We start from the raw sequence: 16,626 nt of genomic DNA on the forward strand, positions 1-16,626 counted from the left end.
CCTCCACCGACGTCCCGGCCCGGCCCGCCTCCGCGAGCCGGGCCGGTTCCGTCTCTGCCGGGCGCAGAATTCCTGGACCGCCCCGCCCCGCGCGGCGCACCCTGGGGCGATGATCGAGCGGGTTGCTGTCCTCTCCGACATCCACGGCGCGCTGCCGGCGCTGGAAGCCGTCCTGGCCGAGCCGGACGTGGCCGCCGCCGACCTCGTCGTGCTCACCGGCGACATCGCCGCCGGCCCCCAGCCGGTCGAGGTGCTCGACCTGCTCGCCGCGCTCGGCGACCGGGCCTGCTGGGTCGGCGGCAACGCCGACCGCGAACTGGTCGAGGCGCGGGCCGGGCGGCCGGCCGGGATCGAGGTGTCCGACTGGGCCGCGACCCAGCTCCGCGACGACCAGGTGGCCCGGCTCGCCGCGCTCCCGCCGACCGTCACGCTGCCGGTCGCCGGCCTCGGCGACGTGCTCTTCTGCCACGCCACGCCCCGGGACGACGAGGAGGTCGTGCTGGTCGACTCCCGGCTGGAACGCTGGGCCGAGGTCTTCGCCGGGCTGCCGGCCGAGGTGGGCACGGTGGTCTGCGGGCACACCCACATGCCGTTCACCCGGCTGGTCGACCGCCGCCTCGTGGTCAACCCGGGCAGCGTCGGCATGCCGTACGGGGGCGCGGGCGCCTGGTGGGCGCTGCTCGGGCCGGGCGTGCAACTGCGCCGGACCGGCTACGACGTGGACGCGGCCTGCGCCCGGGTGGCCGCCGAGTCGGCCTTCCCGGACGCCGCCGCCTGGGCCGACGAGTACCTGCGCTCCCGCCACTCGGACGCCGACGCCCTCGCCGTCTTCGGCCCGCGCGACGGCCGTTGAACCGTCTCCAGCCCGCGCGACGGCCGCTGAACCGTCCTCGGCCCGCGCGACGGCCGCTGAACCGCCTCCAGCCCGCGCGACGGCCGCTGACCGGCCTCGGCTGCCCGGGACAGCAGCGGGACCGGCCGTCAGCGAGACGGCCGGCCCCGGTCGCCGGTCAGCGGTGGTTCAGGTAGTCCCGGGCCGTGTCGCGCAGCCGGGCGTGCACCCCGTCGTACGCGCCGGCGCCACCCAGGAAGCGCTTGTCCACCTTCGCCACCATCGTGTAGTTCGTGTCGCACACGTTGCCGACCGGCGCCTCACCGGCCTGGCTGATGAGCTGGTACGCGTCGAGCTGGTCCAGCCCGACCAGGTCGGCGGTCCAGGTGACCATGTCGTGCTGGCTGATCCGGTAGGCGTCCTCCAGCGGGCGGGCCGAGCCGGTGGACATCAGCGCGTCGTCCGACTCCAGCCGTGGCCACGGGGTGCCGGCCCCCTTGATCACGTCCACCACGACCGTGGTGTTCATGGCCGCCTCGATGCCGGTGCCGCAGACCTCACCGTGGCCCTGCCGGCAGTGCCCGTCACCGAGGGCGAAGAGCGCCCCCGGCACGTTCACCCCGAAGTACGCGGTGACTCCGGCCCGCAGCTCCGGGGTGTCCATGTTGCCGCCGTGCGCGTCCGGGGTGATCGTCATGCGCGCCTCGAAGGCGCCCGGGGCCACCCCGGCGGTGCCGTGCATCGGGTCGAGCGGCAGCGCCACGCTGTAGTCCCCCCGGCGGGCCCGGTACGTGGCCGTGCCGGCGGCGACGTCGACGTCGTACCGCCAGACCACCTCGTCCAGCGGAGGGTGCAGGGTCGCCGTGGTGTGCGTGCCGGTGAGCGCGCCGAAGTGCGGGAAGGTGGTGGACACGGCCCAGTCCCGGGCCGGCTCGATGGCGACGAAGTGCACGGCGAGGGTGTCCCCGGGCTCGGCGCCCTCGACGTGGATCGGCCCCGTCACGGGGTTGAGGTAGGGGAACTCGCAGACCTGCGACGGCAGGTCGTCCACGCTCCGGACGCGCCCGCCGAAGCAGTCCTCGGTGTACAGCTCGAGGATCGTGCCCGGGCGCACCCGGAGCACGGCCTCCCGGCCGCCGAAGGTGTAGGCGAGTTCGTCCGGCTCCGGCCGGTACTTCACGACGTCGGTCATCAGTGCGGCTCCTTCACCGGCTCGTCGGTGCTCTCGTGGGCGACCTCGGTCAGCGCGGCGAGTTCGGGGCGCCGGCCCGTCAGGTAGAAGACCACCAGGACCAGGAGCCCGACGCCCAGCCACACGAAACCGAGCACCTGGGCGGCGACCTTGGCGTTGATCACGACGTACAGCAGGATCAGGAACCCGATCACGGGCACCACGAGATGCCGCAACCAGTCCCGGCTGCCGTTGCGCACCACGTAGTGGGTCACGACGGAGACGTGCAGCGCCAGGAACGCCGTCATGGCGCCGAAGTTGACCAGTGTGGACAGCAGCGAGATGCCGTCGTCGCGGCTGGCCATGTAGAGGCCGAGCGCCAGGGAGATGGCGGCGACCAGCAGCGTGGCGTTGGCGGGCACCTTGTGTTTCGGGTTGATCCGGGCGAGGAAGCGCGGCATCTGCCGGTCGCGGGCCATCGCGTACAGCAGGCGGGAGGTCGCGGCCTGGGCGACGAGGGAGTTGGCGAAGCCCCAGGCGATCGCGGTGGCCAGGGCGGTCAGCCCGGCCAGCCAGCCTCCGCCGGCCGCGCGGGCCGCGTCGTAGAACGCGGTTCCCTCCGGGTCGCCGTTGTCGAGCAGGCTGGGCGCGTCCGGCACCAGCAGGGCCGCGACCCAGGTCTGCACGACGAACAGGGCACCGGCGAGCAGCAGCGCCCCGACCATCGCCCGGCCGATCTGCCGGGCCTCCTCGCGGCTCTCCTCGGCCAGCATGGAGATCCCGTCGAAGCCGAGGAAGGAGAGCACGGCGATCGACACCGCGCCGAAGACCAGCGGCCAGGAGAAGGTGCCCGCGTCGTACAGCGGCCGGAACGAGAAGCCGGCACCCTTGCCCTGGGCCAGCGCGACCACGCCGACGACCAGGAAGATCGCGAGGACGACCAGCTCGGCGGCGAGCATCACCCGGTTGACCCGGGCGGTCATCTTGATGCCGAAGTAGTTGACGACGGTGTTGAGCACGACGAAGGCCGCCAGCCACACCCACACCGGCACGCCGGGCACGAGGGAGTGCATGGCCACGCTGGCCACCAGGTAGAGCAGGCCGGGCACGAGGACGTAGTCGAGCAGGATCACCCAGCCGGCGAGGAAGCCGACGGGCGGTGCGATGCCGCGACCGGTGTAGCTGTAGACGGACCCGGCCATGGGGAACGCGCGGACCATCTGCGCGTACGACAGGGCGGTGAACATCATCGCCACCATGCCGATGATGTAGGCCAGCGCGACCATGCCGCCGGAGCCGGCGTACACGCTGCCGAAGATGCCGAAGGGTGCGATCGGCACCATGAAGATCAGGCCGTAGATGAGCAGGTCGGTGAAGCTCAGGGTCCGGTTGAGTTCCTGCCGGTAGCCGAACCGTTCGACTTGGACGGCTGTCTCGGATGAGTCGGGAGGTTGAGTCACGGCACGCCTCCTTGATCTGGTGAGGCCGCACGTTAGTCCAGACATCGACGGACAGCTAGATCTATGCGTCTGGATTGTATACATCGCTTGGTCATGGCTCAGAAAAAGTCAGTCTTGACTGTTTGTTTCGGGAACGGCAGGCTGTCCCCGTGCCCACCGCATCGACCCGCGTCCCTCAGCAGGAGCGCAGCCGCGCCACCCAGGCCCGGCTGCTGGAGGCGACCGTCGAGTGCCTGGTGGAGCACGGCTGGTCCGGCACGACGACGACCGTCGTGGCGGCCCGGGCGGGTGTCTCGCGGGGCGCCCAGCTGCACCACTACCCGACCAAGGCGGCCCTGGTCACCGCCGCCGTCACCCACCTCACCGAGCGCCGGGCCGTGGAGCTGCGCACCGAGGCCGCCGCGCTGCCGGCCGGCCCGCGGCGGCTCGACGGGGTGGTCGACCTGCTCGCCGCCGCGTTCACCGGGCCGCTCTTCGTCGCGGCGCTGGAGCTGTGGGTGGCCGCCCGCACCGACGCCGAACTGCGTGACGCCCTGGTCCCCCTCGAAGCCCGGGTGGGCCGGGAGATGCACCGGTTGACCGTCGAGCTGCTCGGCGTGGAGGAGCGGCGGCCCGGCGTCCGCGAGGCGGTGCAGGCCACCCTCGACCTGCTCCGCGGCCTCGGCGTGGCCAACCTGCTCAGCGACGACTCGACCCGCCGCACGGCCCTCCTGCACACCTGGAAGCGCCAGCTCGCCGCCCTGCTCACCGCCGACGACGGCCCGCCGACGCCCGGGAGCGCGCGGCCGCACTGACCCCCGGAGGCACCATGGTCGACCTGACCGCCCTGCTCGCGGACCTGGCCGCCGAGTCCGAACAGCTCGACGCCCTCGTCGCGCCGCTGCCGCCGGAGGACTGGGCGCGGCCGACCCCGGCGCCCGGGTGGAGCATCGCCCACCAGATCGCCCACCTCGCCTGGACCGACCACGTCGCCCACCTCGCGGCGACCGACACGGCGGCGTTCTTCGCCTCGGTCACCTCCGCGCCGGACCCGTCCCGGCTGGTCGACGACGGCGCCGAAGCGTTCCTCGCCTTGCCCGCCGCGCTACTGGCCCGCTGGCGGGCCGGCCGCGCCGCGCTCGCCGCGGCGCTCGCCGCCGCACCGGCCGGGGAGAAACTGCCCTGGTACGGCACCCGCATGTCGCCCGCCTCGATGGCGACCGCCCGCATCATGGAGACCTGGGCGCACGGCGAGGACGTCGCCGACGCGCTGGGCGTCCGGCGTACCCCGACGGCGCGGCTGCGGCACGTGGCGCACCTGGGGTTCCGTACCCTCGGGCACGGTTTCGCGGCCCACGGCCGCGCGATGCCGGCGGCGCCGGTCCGGGTCGAGCTGCTGGGACCCGACGGGGACACCTGGGCCTTCGGCCCGCCGGACGCCGCCGACCGGGTCACCGGTCCGGCGCTCGACTTCTGCCTGCTGGTCACCCAGCGCCGGCACCGCGCGGACCTGGCCCTGGTCGCCACTGGGCCGGTCGCCGACGAGTGGCTGGACGTCGCCCAGGCGTTCGCGGGGCCGCCCGGCGGCAAGCGGGACGCGGCGGGCAGCGGGGTGGTCCGGTGACCGTGCTGCGGGTCGGCAACGCGTCCGGCTTCTACGGCGACCGCCTCTCCGCCTGGCGGGAGATGCTCGACGGCGGCGAGCTGGACGTGCTGACCGGGGACTACCTGGCCGAGCTGACCATGCTGATCCTCGGCCGGGACCGGATGCGCGATCCCTCGCTCGGCTACGCGAAGACGTTCCTGCGCCAGCTCGAAGGCGTCCTGGGCACCGCGCTGGAGCGCGGGGTCCGGCTGGTCACCAACGCCGGCGGGCTCAACCCGGCGGGGCTGGCCGCCGCGATCGGCGCGCTCGCCGACCGGCTCGGCCTCACCGTGCGGATCGGGTACGTCGAGGGCGACGCCCTGCCCAGGCCGGACGCGTTGACCGCGAACGCGTACCTGGGGGCGTTCGGGATCGCGGCCTGCCTCGACGCGGGGGCCGACGTCGTGGTCACCGGGCGGGTGACCGACGCCTCGCTGGCGGTCGGCCCCGCGATCGCCCGCTTCGGCTGGACCCGGTACGACCTCGACGCGCTGGCCGGTGCCACCGTGGCCGGGCACCTCATCGAGTGCGGGGCGCAGGTCACCGGCGGGAACTTCAGCTTCTTCACCGAGCTGCCCGACGGTGGGCACCGGCCCGGCTTCCCGATCGCCGAGATCCACGCGGACGGCTCGTCGGTGCTCACGAAGCACCCCGGCACCGGCGGGGCGGTCACCGTCGAGACGGTCACCGCCCAGCTGCTGTACGAGGTGGGCGGCCCGGCCTACCTGGGGCCCGACGTGGTGACCCGGCTGGACACGGTCGAGCTGACGCCGGAGGGGCCGGACCGGGTACGCGTCTCCGGCGTCCGGGGCACGCCCCCGCCGGACACGCTCAAGGTGGGCGTCAACAACCTGGGCGGCTTCCGCAACTCCATGACCTTCGTGCTCTGCGGCCTGGACATCCCGGCCAAGGCGGCCCTGGTGCGGGGGCAGCTGGAGGAGGCGGTCGGCAAGGAGGGGCTGGAGTTCACGCTGGCCCGGACCGACCATCCGGACGCCACCGACACCGAGGCGGCGAGCGCGCTGCTGCACGTACACCTGCGGGACGGCGACAAGGCGCGGGCCGGGCGGGCCTTCTCGGCGGCCGCCGTGGAACTGGCGCTGGCCTCCTATCCCGGCTGCACGCTGACCACCCTGCCCGGCGACGCCACCCCGTACGGGGTGTTCACCGCCGACGCCGTGCCACAGGACGCGGTCGCGCACGTGGCGGTGCTGCCGGACGGGGCCCGGATGCCGATCGCCCCGCCGGCGCGGACGGCGGCACCGCCCGCGTACGAGTCGGTGGCCGCACCGGAGTTCGACGCCGGGCCGACCCGGCGGGCGCCGCTCGGCGAGCTGGTCGGTGCGCGGTCGGGCGACAAGGGCAGCGATGCCAACCTCGGCGTCTGGGCGCGGTCCGACGTGGGCTGGGCCTGGTTGCGCGGCTGGCTGACCGTCGCGCGGCTGGCCGAGCTGCTGCCGGAGACCGCCCCGCTGACCGTCGAGCGGTACGAGCTGCCGCACCTGCGCGCGGTCAACTTCGTGATCCGGGGGCTGCTCGGCCAGGGGGTGGCCGCCTCCACCCGCTTCGACCCGCAGGCCAAGGCGCTCGGCGAGCTGCTCCGCTCCCGGGTCGTCGACCTGCCCGCCGGCCGCACCCCGGAGGTGTTGTCGTGACCATCGTGGACACTCCCGAGCGGCGGCAGCTCCGCGAGCTGACCCGGGCCTTCGTGACCCGGGAGGTCCTGCCCCACCTGGACGACTGGGAGCGGGCCGGTGAGGTGCCCCGCTCGCTGCACGAGGCCGCCGCGAAGATCGGGCTGCTCGGCGTCGGCTTCCCGGAGTCGGTCGGCGGCAGCGGCGGCGACCTGCTCGACTCGATCCTGGTCACCGAGGAGATCATCCGGTCGGGCGGCTCGTCGGGGCTGATCGCCGCGCTCTACACCCATGGGATCGCGCTGCCGCACATGGTGGCTTCCCGCGACGAGGGCCTCATCGACCGGTACGTGCGGCCCACGCTCGCCGGCACGATGATCGGCGCGCTGGCGATCACCGAGCCGGACGGCGGCTCGGATGTGGCGGGCATCCGCACCTGCGCCCGGCGGGACGGCGACCACTACGTGGTGAACGGGTCCAAGACGTACATCACCAGTGGCGCGCGGTCCGACTTCGTGACCACGGCCGTCTGCACCGACTTCCCCGGCTCCGGCTCGCTGAGCCTGCTCGTGATCGAGAAGGGCGTGCCCGGGTTCACCGTCGGGCGGCGGCTGGAGAAGCTGGGCTGGCACTGCTCGGACACCGCCGAGCTCTCCTTCGTGGACGTCCGGGTGCCGGTGGCGAACCGGATCGGCCCGGAGGACACCGGCTTCCTGGCGATCATGCAGCAGTTCGCCACCGAGCGGCTCTCCCTGGCCACCCAGGCCTACGCCACCGCGCAGCGCTGCGTGGAACTGGCCACCCGCTGGTGCCGGGACCGGTCCACCTTCGGCCGCCCGCTGGCCAGCCGGCAGCTCGTCCGGCACCGGCTGGCCGAGATGCACACCCGCGCCGAGGCGGCCCGGGCGTACGTGCACGACGTGGCCGAGCGGGTCGCCGCGGGCCAGCCCGTCGTGGCCGAGGTGGCCATGGCGAAGAACGTGGCGGTGGCCGCCTGCGACTTCGTGGTGGACGCCGCGCTGCAACTGCACGGCGGCTTCGGCTACCTGCGCGACGCCGAGGTGGAACGGCACTACCGCGACGCCCGGATCCTCGGAATCGGCGGCGGCACCACGGAGATCATGAACGAGATCATCGCGAAGGGCATGGGCCTGTGACGACACTCGACAGCGCGATCGACCCGTCCGCGCCGGCCCACCGGGCCAACCGGGAGGCCCTGCTGGAACGCCTCGCCGAGCTGGAGAGCGCGCTCGACCAGGCCCGGGCCGGTGGCGGCGAGAAGTACGTGACCCGGCACCACAAGCGGGGCAAGCTGCTCCCCCGGGAACGGATCGAGCTGCTGCTCGACCCGGACAGCCCGTTCCTGGAGCTGTCGCCGGTGGCCGCGTACGGCAGCGACTTCCCGGTCGGGGCCAGCACGGTGACCGGCATCGGGGTGGTCGAGGGCGTGGAGTGCCTCGTGGTCGCAAACGACCCGACCGTACGCGGCGGCGCCGTGAACCCCTGGGCGCTCGCCAAGACCCGGCGGGCCGGCGAGATCGCCCTGGCGAACCGGTTGCCCATGGTCAACCTGGTGGAGAGCGCCGGCGCGGACCTGCCCACCCAGGCCGAGATCTTCATTCCGGGCGGCCGGGTGTTCCGCGACCTGACCCGGCTCTCCGCGGCGAGGATCCCCACGGTCAGCGTGGTCTTCGGCAACGCCACCGCGGGCGGCGCGTACGTGCCGGGCATGTCGGACTACACGATCATGATCCGGGACCGGTCGCAGGTCTACCTGGCCGGGCCGCCGCTGGTGAAGATGGCCACCGGCGAGGTCACCGACGACGAGTCGCTGGGCGGGGCGGCCATGCACGCCACGAGGTCCGGCCTGGCCGACTTCCTGGCCGAGGACGAGCGCGACGGCATCCGGCTGGCCCGGCAGTGCGTACGCCGGCTCAACTGGCGCAAGCAGGGCCCGCCGCCGCGTACCCCTTTCCCGCAGCCACCGAAGTACGACCCCGACGAGCTGCTCGGCATCGCCAGCGCCGACCTCAAGGTGCCGTTTGACCCGCGCGAGGTGCTGGCCCGGGTGCTGGACGGCAGCGAGTTCGACGAGTTCAAGCCGACCTACGGCACCGCGCTGGTCACCGGCTGGGGCGAGCTGCACGGCTGGCCCGTGGGCGTGCTGGCCAACGCCCGGGGCGTGCTGTTCAGCGAGGAGGCGCAGAAGGCGGCCCAGTTCATCCAGCTTGCCAACGCCGCCGACACCCCGCTGGTCTTCCTCCAGAACACCACCGGCTACATGGTCGGCACGGAGTACGAGCAGCGGGGCATCATCAAGCACGGCGCCCTCATGATCAACGCGGTGTCGAACTCGAGGGTCCCCCACCTGACGGTCAACCTCGGCGCCTCCTACGGCGCCGGCAACTACGGCATGTGCGGCCGCGCGTACGAGCCGCGGTTCCTGTTCACCTGGCCGAACGCCAAGTCGGCCGTGATGGGGCCGGCGCAGCTCGCCGGAGTGCTCTCGATCGTCGCCCGGCAGGCCGCCGCCGCCCGGGGCCGCGACTACGACGAGGAGTCCGACGCCGCCATGCGGATGATGGTCGAGCAGCAGATCGAGTCCCAGTCCGGCGCGCTCTTCCTCTCCGGCCGGCTCTACGACGACGGGGTGATCGACCCCCGGGACACCCGGACCGTCCTCGGGCTCTGCCTGTCGGCGATCCACAACGGACCGGTGAAGGGCGCCGACGGCTTCGGCGTCTTCCGGATGTGACCGGTGAGCGCGAGGAACGCAGCGCAGCGGAGTCCCGCAGTCGCGAACGAAAGGACGGCGCAGTGCCGATGATCACCAGGCTGTTGGTCGCCAACCGAGGTGAGATCGCCCGGCGGGTCTTCGCCACCTGCCGCGCGCTCGGCGTGGAGACGGTCGCCGTGCACTCCGACGCGGACGCCGGCGCGCCCTTCGTGGCCGAGGCCGACCAGGCCGTCCGGCTGCCCGGCAACGCGCCGGCCGAGACGTACCTGCGGATCGACCTGATCCTGGACGCGGCCCGCCGGTCCGGTGCGGACGCGGTCCATCCGGGCTACGGCTTCCTGGCCGAGAACGCCGAGTTCGCCGCGGCCGTCGCCGACGCGGGGCTGACCTGGGTCGGGCCGCCGGCGAAGGCCATCGCCGCCATGGGCGACAAGATGGCGGCCAAGGCGCTGCTCGCCGACGCGGGCGTGCCCATGCTGCCCACCTGGACCGAGCCCGACCAGGTCACCGACTTCCCGGTGCTGGTGAAGGCCGCCGCGGGCGGTGGCGGCCGGGGCATGCGGGTGGTCCGCGACGCCGCCGGGCTCGCCGAGGCCGTGGCGGGCGCGCGCCGCGAGGCGGCCGCGGCCTTCGGCGACGGCACGGTCTTCATCGAGCGGTACGTCGAACGCGGCCGGCACGTGGAGGTGCAGATCTTCGGCGACAGCCACGGGACCGTCGTGGCCCTCGGTGTGCGCGACTGCTCGATCCAGCGCCGGCACCAGAAGATCGTCGAGGAGGCGCCGGGCGTCCTGCCTCCGGAGGTGCGCGAGCGGCTGCACGAGGCGGCGGTGGCGGCCGGCCGGGCGGTCGACTACGTGGGCGCGGGCACGGTGGAGTTCCTGCTCGCCCCCGACGGTCAGGTCCACTTCCTGGAGATGAACACGCGCCTCCAGGTGGAGCATCCGGTCACCGAGCTGACCACCGGGCTGGACCTCGTGCGGCTGCAACTCCTCGTCGCCGAGGGCGCGCCGCTGCCGCTGACGGCCACCCCACCGGCCGACGGCCACGCCGTCGAGGTACGGCTCTGCGCCGAGGATCCGGCCCAGGGCTACCGCCCGGCCACCGGCACGCTGCACCGCTTCGCGATTCCGGGGGTGGCCGCCGAGTTCGCCCCGGCGAAGGGCCTGCGTCTCGACTCCGGCGTCGTGGACGGCTCGACGGTGAGCGTCCACTACGACTCGATGCTCGCGAAGCTGGTCGCGTGGGCGCCCACGCGGGCCGAGGCCGCCCGCGCCCTGGCCGGCGCGCTGGCGCGCGCCGAGCTGCACGGCGTCGCCACCAACCGGGACCTCCTGGTCCGGGTGCTGCGCAGCCGGGAGTTCGGCGCGGCGGAGGCCGACACCAGCTTCCTGGCGCGGCACGAGGAGGTCTTCGCGCCGCTGCTCCCGGCCGACCAGCTCCCCCTGGTCGCGCTGGCCGCCGCGCTGGCGGGGGCCGCCGGGCGTCGCGCCGCCGCGCCCGTACTTCGCGGGCTCCCCTCCGGCTGGCGCAATGTGCCGGCCTTCCCGCAGGTCACCCGCTTCGCCGGTCCCGACGGCGAGATCGAGGTCCGGTACCGGCTGGACCGCAGGGGCGCGCTCGCCGACTGGTCGGTGTCGGCGGCCCCCGCACCCGCTGTGACCGTCGCCGAGGTCACCCCGGAGCGCGTCGTGCTCGACGCCGACGGGGTGCGGCGGGCCTACCGCGTACACCGGGTGGGGCCGGAGGTCTTCGTGGACGGCCCGGACGGGGCGGCGAGCCTCACCGAGCTGCCCCGCTTCCCCCTGCCCACCGCGGAGCTGGCGGCCGGGTCGCTGGTCGCCCCGCTGCCCGGTGCGGTGACCCGGGTGCACGTCGAGGTCGGCCAGCGGGTGAGCGCCGGTGACCTGCTGCTGACCCTCGAAGCGATGAAGCTCGAACACCCCGTGCTCGCCCCGGCCGACGGCGTGGTGGCGGAGCTGCCCGTGCCGGCCGGCGGCCAGGTCGACACCGGGGCCGTACTGGCCGTGGTCAACGCCGACGAGGAGGACCCCCGATGAACTTCGACCTCACCCCCGAGCAGGACCAGCTCCGCGACGCCGTCCGGGCGCTCGGACGGAAGTACGGCCACGGCTACTTCGTCGAGAAGGCCAAGGCCGGTGCGCACACCACGGAGCTGTGGCAGGAGGCCGGACGGCTCGGCTACCTGGGCGTCAACATTCCCACCGAGTACGGCGGCGGGGGCGGCGGCATCACCGAGCTGGCCATCGTCTGCGAGGAGCTGGCCGCCGCCGGCTGCCCGCTGCTGCTGCTCGTGGTCTCGCCGGCCATCGCGGCCACCGTCATCAACAAGCACGGCACCGACGAGCAGCGCAAGCGCCACCTGCCCGGCCTCGCCGACGGCTCGCAGAAGATCGTCTTCGCGATCACCGAGCCGGAGGCCGGGTCGAACTTCCATCGGCTCGGCACGGTGGCCCGCCGCGACGGCGACGACTGGTTGCTCACCGGCCGCAAGTGCTACATCTCCGGGGTCGACGAGGCGGGGCACGTGCTGGTGGTGGCCCGCACCGAGGACTCGTCCACCGGCAAGCTGAAGCCCGCGCTGTTCATCGTGCCGACCGACGCCCCCGGGCTGGAGCGGTCCAAGCTGGACATGGAGATCCTGTCCCCGGAGAACCAGTTCCTGCTCTACCTGGACGACGTCCGGCTGCCCGCCGACGCGCTGGTCGGCGAGTCCCTCGACGCCGGGTTGCCGGCGCTGTTCTCCGGCCTCAACCCCGAGCGGATCACCGTGGCCGCGATGGGCGCCGGCACCGGCCGGTACGCCATCGAGCGGGCCAGCGCGTACACGGCCACCCGGACGGTGTGGGGCGGCCGGAGCATCGGCTCGCACCAGGGCGTCGCCCACCCGCTCGCCCACGCGGCGGTGCAGGTGGAACTCGCCCGCCTCATGATCCACAAGGCGGCCACCCTCTACGACGCCGGCCGCGACCTGGAGGCCGGCGTCGCCGGCAACATGGCCAAGTACGCGGCCGGTGAGGCCGCCGCGCTCGCCGTGGACACCGCCGTCCAGGCGCTGGGCGGCGCCGGCATGACCACCGAGTACGGCGTGGCCACCCTGCTGGGCGCGGTCCGGGCCGGCCGGATCGCCCCGGTCAGCCGCGAGATGATCCTCAACTTCGTGGCCCAGCACGTCCTCGGCCAGGACAAGTCCTACTGAGACACGCCGCCGCCCGGCACCCTGACGGGAGCCGTCGCGCCGCCCGCCGCACCGAGAGGTGGCCGGGGGAAATTGATGGAAAACTCTGAAGTCCGGTCCCGCTCACGATACCGCGCTCCAATCGAGAGGCCGGATTATTGTCGCTGACCGGTTCTGCTCATTCGGCTTCCGAACACCGGATCCGCCTGCGGTGAAACGCCTTTGAGAAAGGTTTCCCGACACGTTCGTGGGTACTGATTCGGCACCGACGGAGGGAGAGGAACCGCATGATTGGCCAGGAACACGTGAACACCGTCATCGGGCGTGAGGTCTTCGACCGTGACGGCGACAAGATCGGCACCGTGGGGCAGGTGTGGGCGGACGGTGCCGGTCAGCCGGCCTGGGCGAGCGTCCGGACCGGGCTGTTCGGGCTCAACGAGTCGCTGATTCCACTGCAGACCGCGGAACTGCGGGGCGACCGGGTCACGGTGCCGTTCGAGAAGGGCCGGGTGAAGGACGCCCCGAATGTCGACGCCTCCGCCGACGAACCGCTGAGCAGCGAAGAGGTCGCCGACCTCTATCGGCACTACGACCTGGAGTGGGACGCCTCGCAGGTCGGCCGGCAGGCCGGCTCGGCCGCCTACGCCGGCGACGGGTCCTACGGGGACAGGAACTACGAGGCGAGCGCCGGCCACGACACCTCCGGCCCGAACACCGACGACGCGATGACCCGCTCCGAGGAGCGACTCAGCGTCGGCACCGAGCGGGAACGGGCCGGCAGGGCCCGCCTGCGCAAGTACGTGGTGACCGAACAGCAGCAGGTCACCGTGCCGGTGCAGCGCGAGGAGGTCCGCCTGGAGCGGGAGCCCATCACCGACGCCAACATCGGCAAGGCGATGGACGGCCCGGCGATCACCGAGGAGGAGCACGAGGTCACCCTGCACCAGGAGCGCCCGGTGGTGGCCAAGGAGACCGTGCCGGTCGAGCGGGTCCGCCTCGGCAAGGAGACGGTCACCGACACCGAGACCGTGGGCGGGGAGGTGCGCAAGGAGCGGATCGAGGCCGACCTGCCCGACCGGGGTCGCCGCGACCTGAGCTGACGAGCAGAGGCCAGGCGGCGCCCACCGGCTTCCGGAACGGCGTCGCCTGGCGTCTGCGCCCACAATTCATCAAACGAGTCGCGCCTTTGTTTTTCCCGTCGCCCGCGCGGGTACATCAGCGCCGGGAAATGCTTCAATTGACTGGAGGCCGATTCGATGAGAGACAATTTCGGGGACGCGGTGGGTGACGCGTTCCGTTCGGTGATGCTGTTCCTGCCCAAGGCGGTCGCCTTCATCGCCATCCTGATCGTGGGCTGGCTGGTCGCCAAGGCCGTGCTGAAGATCGTGGACAAGGTCCTGGAGCGGGTCCACTTCGACCGCGCCGTCGAGCGGGGCGGCATCAAGACCGCCCTGGCCCGCTCGAAGTACGACGCCAGCGACATCGTCGCCAAGCTGGCCTACTACGCGGTGCTGCTGGTGACCCTCCAGCTCGCCTTCGGCATCTGGGGCCCGAACCCCATCTCGGACCTGATCCACGGCGTCGTGGCCTGGCTGCCCCGGGCGTTCGTCGCCATCGTCATCGTGGTGGTTGCCGCGGCCATCGCCAAGGCGGTCAAGGACATCATCTCCAGCGCCCTGGGCGGCCTCTCCTACGGCCGGGTGCTGGCCAACATCGCCTCGGTGTTCATCCTCGGCCTCGGCGTCATCGCCGCGCTCAACCAGATCGGCGTCGCCACCACGGTGACCACCCCGGTGCTGATCGCCGTGCTCGCCACCGTCGGCGGCATCCTCATCGTGGGCGTCGGCGGCGGACTGGTCCGGCCCATGCAGAGCCGCTGGGAGAACTGGCTGGCCCGCGCGGAGGAGGAGTCGCGGACCATCGCCACCCACGCCCGGGCGTACCAGGCCGGGCGGCGCGACGTCGCCGCGATGCCGACCATGCCGCCGCCGGCCCAGCCGGTCACCGGCCCGGAGGCCAGCAACGAGGCCACCATGGTTCTGCCCGAGGCCGGTCGCGGCAACAACTACCGCTGACCGGACGTACGCCACGGCCGGCACGTGGTCCGCTGCGTGCCGACGGCCCGGGGTGCGGCGGGTGCCCGATCACCCGCCGCACCCCGGGGGTCCGTCAGCGGACGGTCAGCGTGCCCGCCACCGGCAGCGGCGCGACCACCGGCGGCAGCCGCTTCGGCTCGCCCCGTCCCGGCGCACCGGCTCGGGCCAGCTCGCTCTTCGCGGCCTCCGCCCGGATGGCCGCCGGCTCCTCCTGGAACGGCTGGGCGTCACCGGTGCAGACCGTGCCCCGGGCCGGCAGCGTCCCCCGGAGCAGGTACGCGTCGACCGCCCCGGTCACGCAGGCCGAGGTGCCGTATGCGGTGTGCCCCCAGCTGTCGCTGCTCAGCAGGCGGCTGTTCGGCAGCAGCTTCGCCGAGCTGACCGCGCCCTGGTAGTTGGTGGCCGGGTCCCAGTAGTTGCCGACCACCAGCACCGGAGCGGCGCTGGTGCGGTCGAACGGCCCGGTGTACGCGTCCTCGTCCCGCACCGTCCAGGTGTCGCGGGCGCAGGGGGCCGTGCCCCAGGCCCAGGCCCGGCCGAAGTACGGCGCCCGCCGGTCCTCGCGCGCCGACAGCGCCGGCCAGGCCTCCGCGCTCTTCGGGTGGTAGGCGTCGGTGCAGTCCACGGTCAGGAACGTCTCCAGCCCGTTGTCGTACGGGAAGTCGTATCCCCGCTGCCTGCGCGCCTGGGCCGCCCGCTGCGCCACCGCGGCCCGCGCCTCCGCCCGGCCAGGCCCGGCGGCGGCCGGGTCGGTGAGCACCAGCAGCTCACCGGTGAGGTCCACGATGTACTGCCAGCCGCTCGGGTCGTAGAGGTAGCTGAGGGTGGCGCCGACGAAGTCGGCGTAGCGGACGGTGAACTGCCCGAGGTCCGGGTCGTCCACCACGAGCGGCTTCTCGCGCAGCCGCCGCGCCACCGTCTCGTACGCGCCGGCCGGGTCGCCGCCGGAGGCCAGCGCGCACTTCTCCGCACCGGCCTTCGCGCACCGGACGAGGATCTCGTGCAGCGCGCGGTACGCGCCGTCCGCGCTGCGCAGCCGGGTCTCCTGGAGCTGGCTGCGGGCGCTGCCCTGGCCGATCCAGGCGTTCGGGTTGAGCACGCCGTCGACCACGAGGGCACGGAACCGGTCCGGGAACATGTTGGCGTAGTACTGCCCCAGCGCGGTGCCGTAGCTGAAGCCGAGGTAGGTGAGCTCCCGGTCGCCGACCGCGCGGCGCAGCACGTCCATGTCGCGGGCCACCTCGGCGGTGGACGCCGCGCCGGTGAGCGGCTTGCCGGTGGTCGAGCAGGCCCTGCCGACCGCCTTCGACGCCGCGACGTACGCCTTCTCCTCGGCCTTCGTGTACGGGAAGGCGACGTTCAGCCCGGCGTACGCCCGGGCCTGGTCCTTGACGGACGGGAAGCACCTGACGTTGTCGCTGGAGGCGACGCCGCGCGGGTCGACGCCGACGATGTCGAAGCGGTCGAGGAGGTCGTCGCCGAGGAAGTACGGTGCGGCGAGCGCGATGCTGGTGCCGGAGCCGCCCGGGCCGCCCGGGTTCAGGAACAGACTGCCGATGCGGTGCTGCCGGTCGCGGGCCTTGACGCGGAGCAGCGCGACCTCGGTGGTGGCGCCCTTCGGCCGGTCGTAGTCCAACGGGAGCCGGACCGTGGCGCACTCGGCGTAGTCGTAGCAGGCGTACCAGTCCAGCTTCGGCGTCGGCACGCGGTCGACCCGGCGCGCCTCGGCGGCGCTGGTCCGGTCGTACGCCGGCGGTTGCGGTGTCGCGGCCGTGGCCGCGGCGGGCGCGACCGCCGATCCGGCGAGGACGATGCCGGCGATCCCTGTTGCGGTGAGGGACCGGATTGCACGTGGCATGTGGCTGCCTTCCGG

General features: G+C 73.4%; 13 protein-coding genes. 10 read left to right on the forward strand and 3 right to left on the reverse strand.

Annotation, left to right across the window (positions count from 1 at the left end; genetic code table 11):
• Positions 1–109 precede the first annotated feature (109 nt).
• Positions 110–853, forward strand: a complete 744-nt coding sequence (locus GCE86_RS24100) for a metallophosphoesterase family protein (RefSeq protein WP_154229030.1) — start codon at positions 110–112, stop codon at positions 851–853.
• 157 nt (positions 854–1,010) lie between these two features.
• Here GCE86_RS24100 and GCE86_RS24105 read toward each other — a convergent pair whose 3' ends face one another.
• Both GCE86_RS24105 and GCE86_RS24110 read right to left on the reverse strand, forming a co-directional pair.
• The gene (locus GCE86_RS24105) at positions 1,011–2,024 is read right to left on the reverse strand and encodes an acetamidase/formamidase family protein (protein ID WP_154229031.1); all 1,014 of its coding nucleotides are present in this window, start codon (positions 2,022–2,024) and stop codon (positions 1,011–1,013) included.
• The gene (locus GCE86_RS24110; RefSeq protein WP_154229032.1) at positions 2,024–3,508 is read right to left on the reverse strand and encodes an APC family permease; all 1,485 of its coding nucleotides are present in this window, start codon (positions 3,506–3,508) and stop codon (positions 2,024–2,026) included. Before GCE86_RS24110 ends, GCE86_RS24105 begins: the two co-directional genes overlap by 1 nt.
• A 104-nt stretch (positions 3,509–3,612) precedes the next feature.
• On the opposite strand from GCE86_RS24110, the gene GCE86_RS24115 reads away from it, so the two are divergent.
• The 9 genes from GCE86_RS24115 (at position 3,613) to GCE86_RS24155 (ending at position 14,732) form a co-directional block, all read left to right on the forward strand.
• Entirely contained in the window at positions 3,613–4,257 is a 645-nt protein-coding gene (locus GCE86_RS24115; RefSeq protein ID WP_154229033.1) for a TetR/AcrR family transcriptional regulator, read from the forward strand.
• 14 nt (positions 4,258–4,271) lie between these two features.
• On the forward strand, positions 4,272–5,066 hold the full coding sequence (locus GCE86_RS24120; protein ID WP_154229034.1) for a TIGR03084 family metal-binding protein: 795 nt from the start codon (positions 4,272–4,274) through the stop codon (positions 5,064–5,066).
• Complete coding sequence (locus tag GCE86_RS24125; protein WP_154229035.1) at positions 5,063–6,742, forward strand: acyclic terpene utilization AtuA family protein; 1,680 nt, start codon at positions 5,063–5,065, stop codon at positions 6,740–6,742. The genes GCE86_RS24120 and GCE86_RS24125 overlap by 4 nt, the downstream gene beginning before the upstream one ends.
• Positions 6,739–7,878, forward strand: coding sequence for an acyl-CoA dehydrogenase family protein (locus GCE86_RS24130; RefSeq protein ID WP_154229036.1), 1,140 nt, complete (start codon positions 6,739–6,741; stop codon positions 7,876–7,878). The genes GCE86_RS24125 and GCE86_RS24130 overlap by 4 nt, the downstream gene beginning before the upstream one ends.
• On the forward strand, positions 7,875–9,476 hold the full coding sequence (locus GCE86_RS24135) for an acyl-CoA carboxylase subunit beta (RefSeq protein WP_154229037.1): 1,602 nt from the start codon (positions 7,875–7,877) through the stop codon (positions 9,474–9,476). The genes GCE86_RS24130 and GCE86_RS24135 overlap by 4 nt, the downstream gene beginning before the upstream one ends.
• A gap of 68 nt (positions 9,477–9,544) precedes the next feature.
• Complete coding sequence (locus tag GCE86_RS24140) at positions 9,545–11,518, forward strand: acetyl/propionyl/methylcrotonyl-CoA carboxylase subunit alpha (protein WP_154229038.1); 1,974 nt, start codon at positions 9,545–9,547, stop codon at positions 11,516–11,518.
• Complete coding sequence (locus tag GCE86_RS24145; protein WP_154229039.1) at positions 11,515–12,678, forward strand: acyl-CoA dehydrogenase family protein; 1,164 nt, start codon at positions 11,515–11,517, stop codon at positions 12,676–12,678. Before GCE86_RS24140 ends, GCE86_RS24145 begins: the two co-directional genes overlap by 4 nt.
• Positions 12,679–12,944: 266 nt before the next feature.
• A complete protein-coding gene (locus GCE86_RS24150; RefSeq protein ID WP_154229040.1) occupies positions 12,945–13,757 on the forward strand; it encodes a DUF2382 domain-containing protein in 813 nt (270 codons plus the stop codon).
• Positions 13,758–13,913: 156 nt separating this feature from the next.
• Positions 13,914–14,732 (forward strand): mechanosensitive ion channel family protein, encoded by an 819-nt coding sequence (locus tag GCE86_RS24155; RefSeq protein ID WP_341874570.1) that lies wholly within the window; start codon positions 13,914–13,916, stop codon positions 14,730–14,732.
• Positions 14,733–14,826: 94 nt separating this feature from the next.
• Here GCE86_RS24155 and GCE86_RS24160 read toward each other — a convergent pair whose 3' ends face one another.
• Entirely contained in the window at positions 14,827–16,611 is a 1,785-nt protein-coding gene (locus GCE86_RS24160; RefSeq protein ID WP_154229041.1) for an alpha/beta hydrolase, read from the reverse strand.
• Between the last annotated feature and the right edge of the window lie 15 nt (positions 16,612–16,626).

This window comes from Micromonospora terminaliae, from assembly GCF_009671205.1.
GTDB classification, from domain to species: domain Bacteria; phylum Actinomycetota; class Actinomycetes; order Mycobacteriales; family Micromonosporaceae; genus Micromonospora; species Micromonospora terminaliae.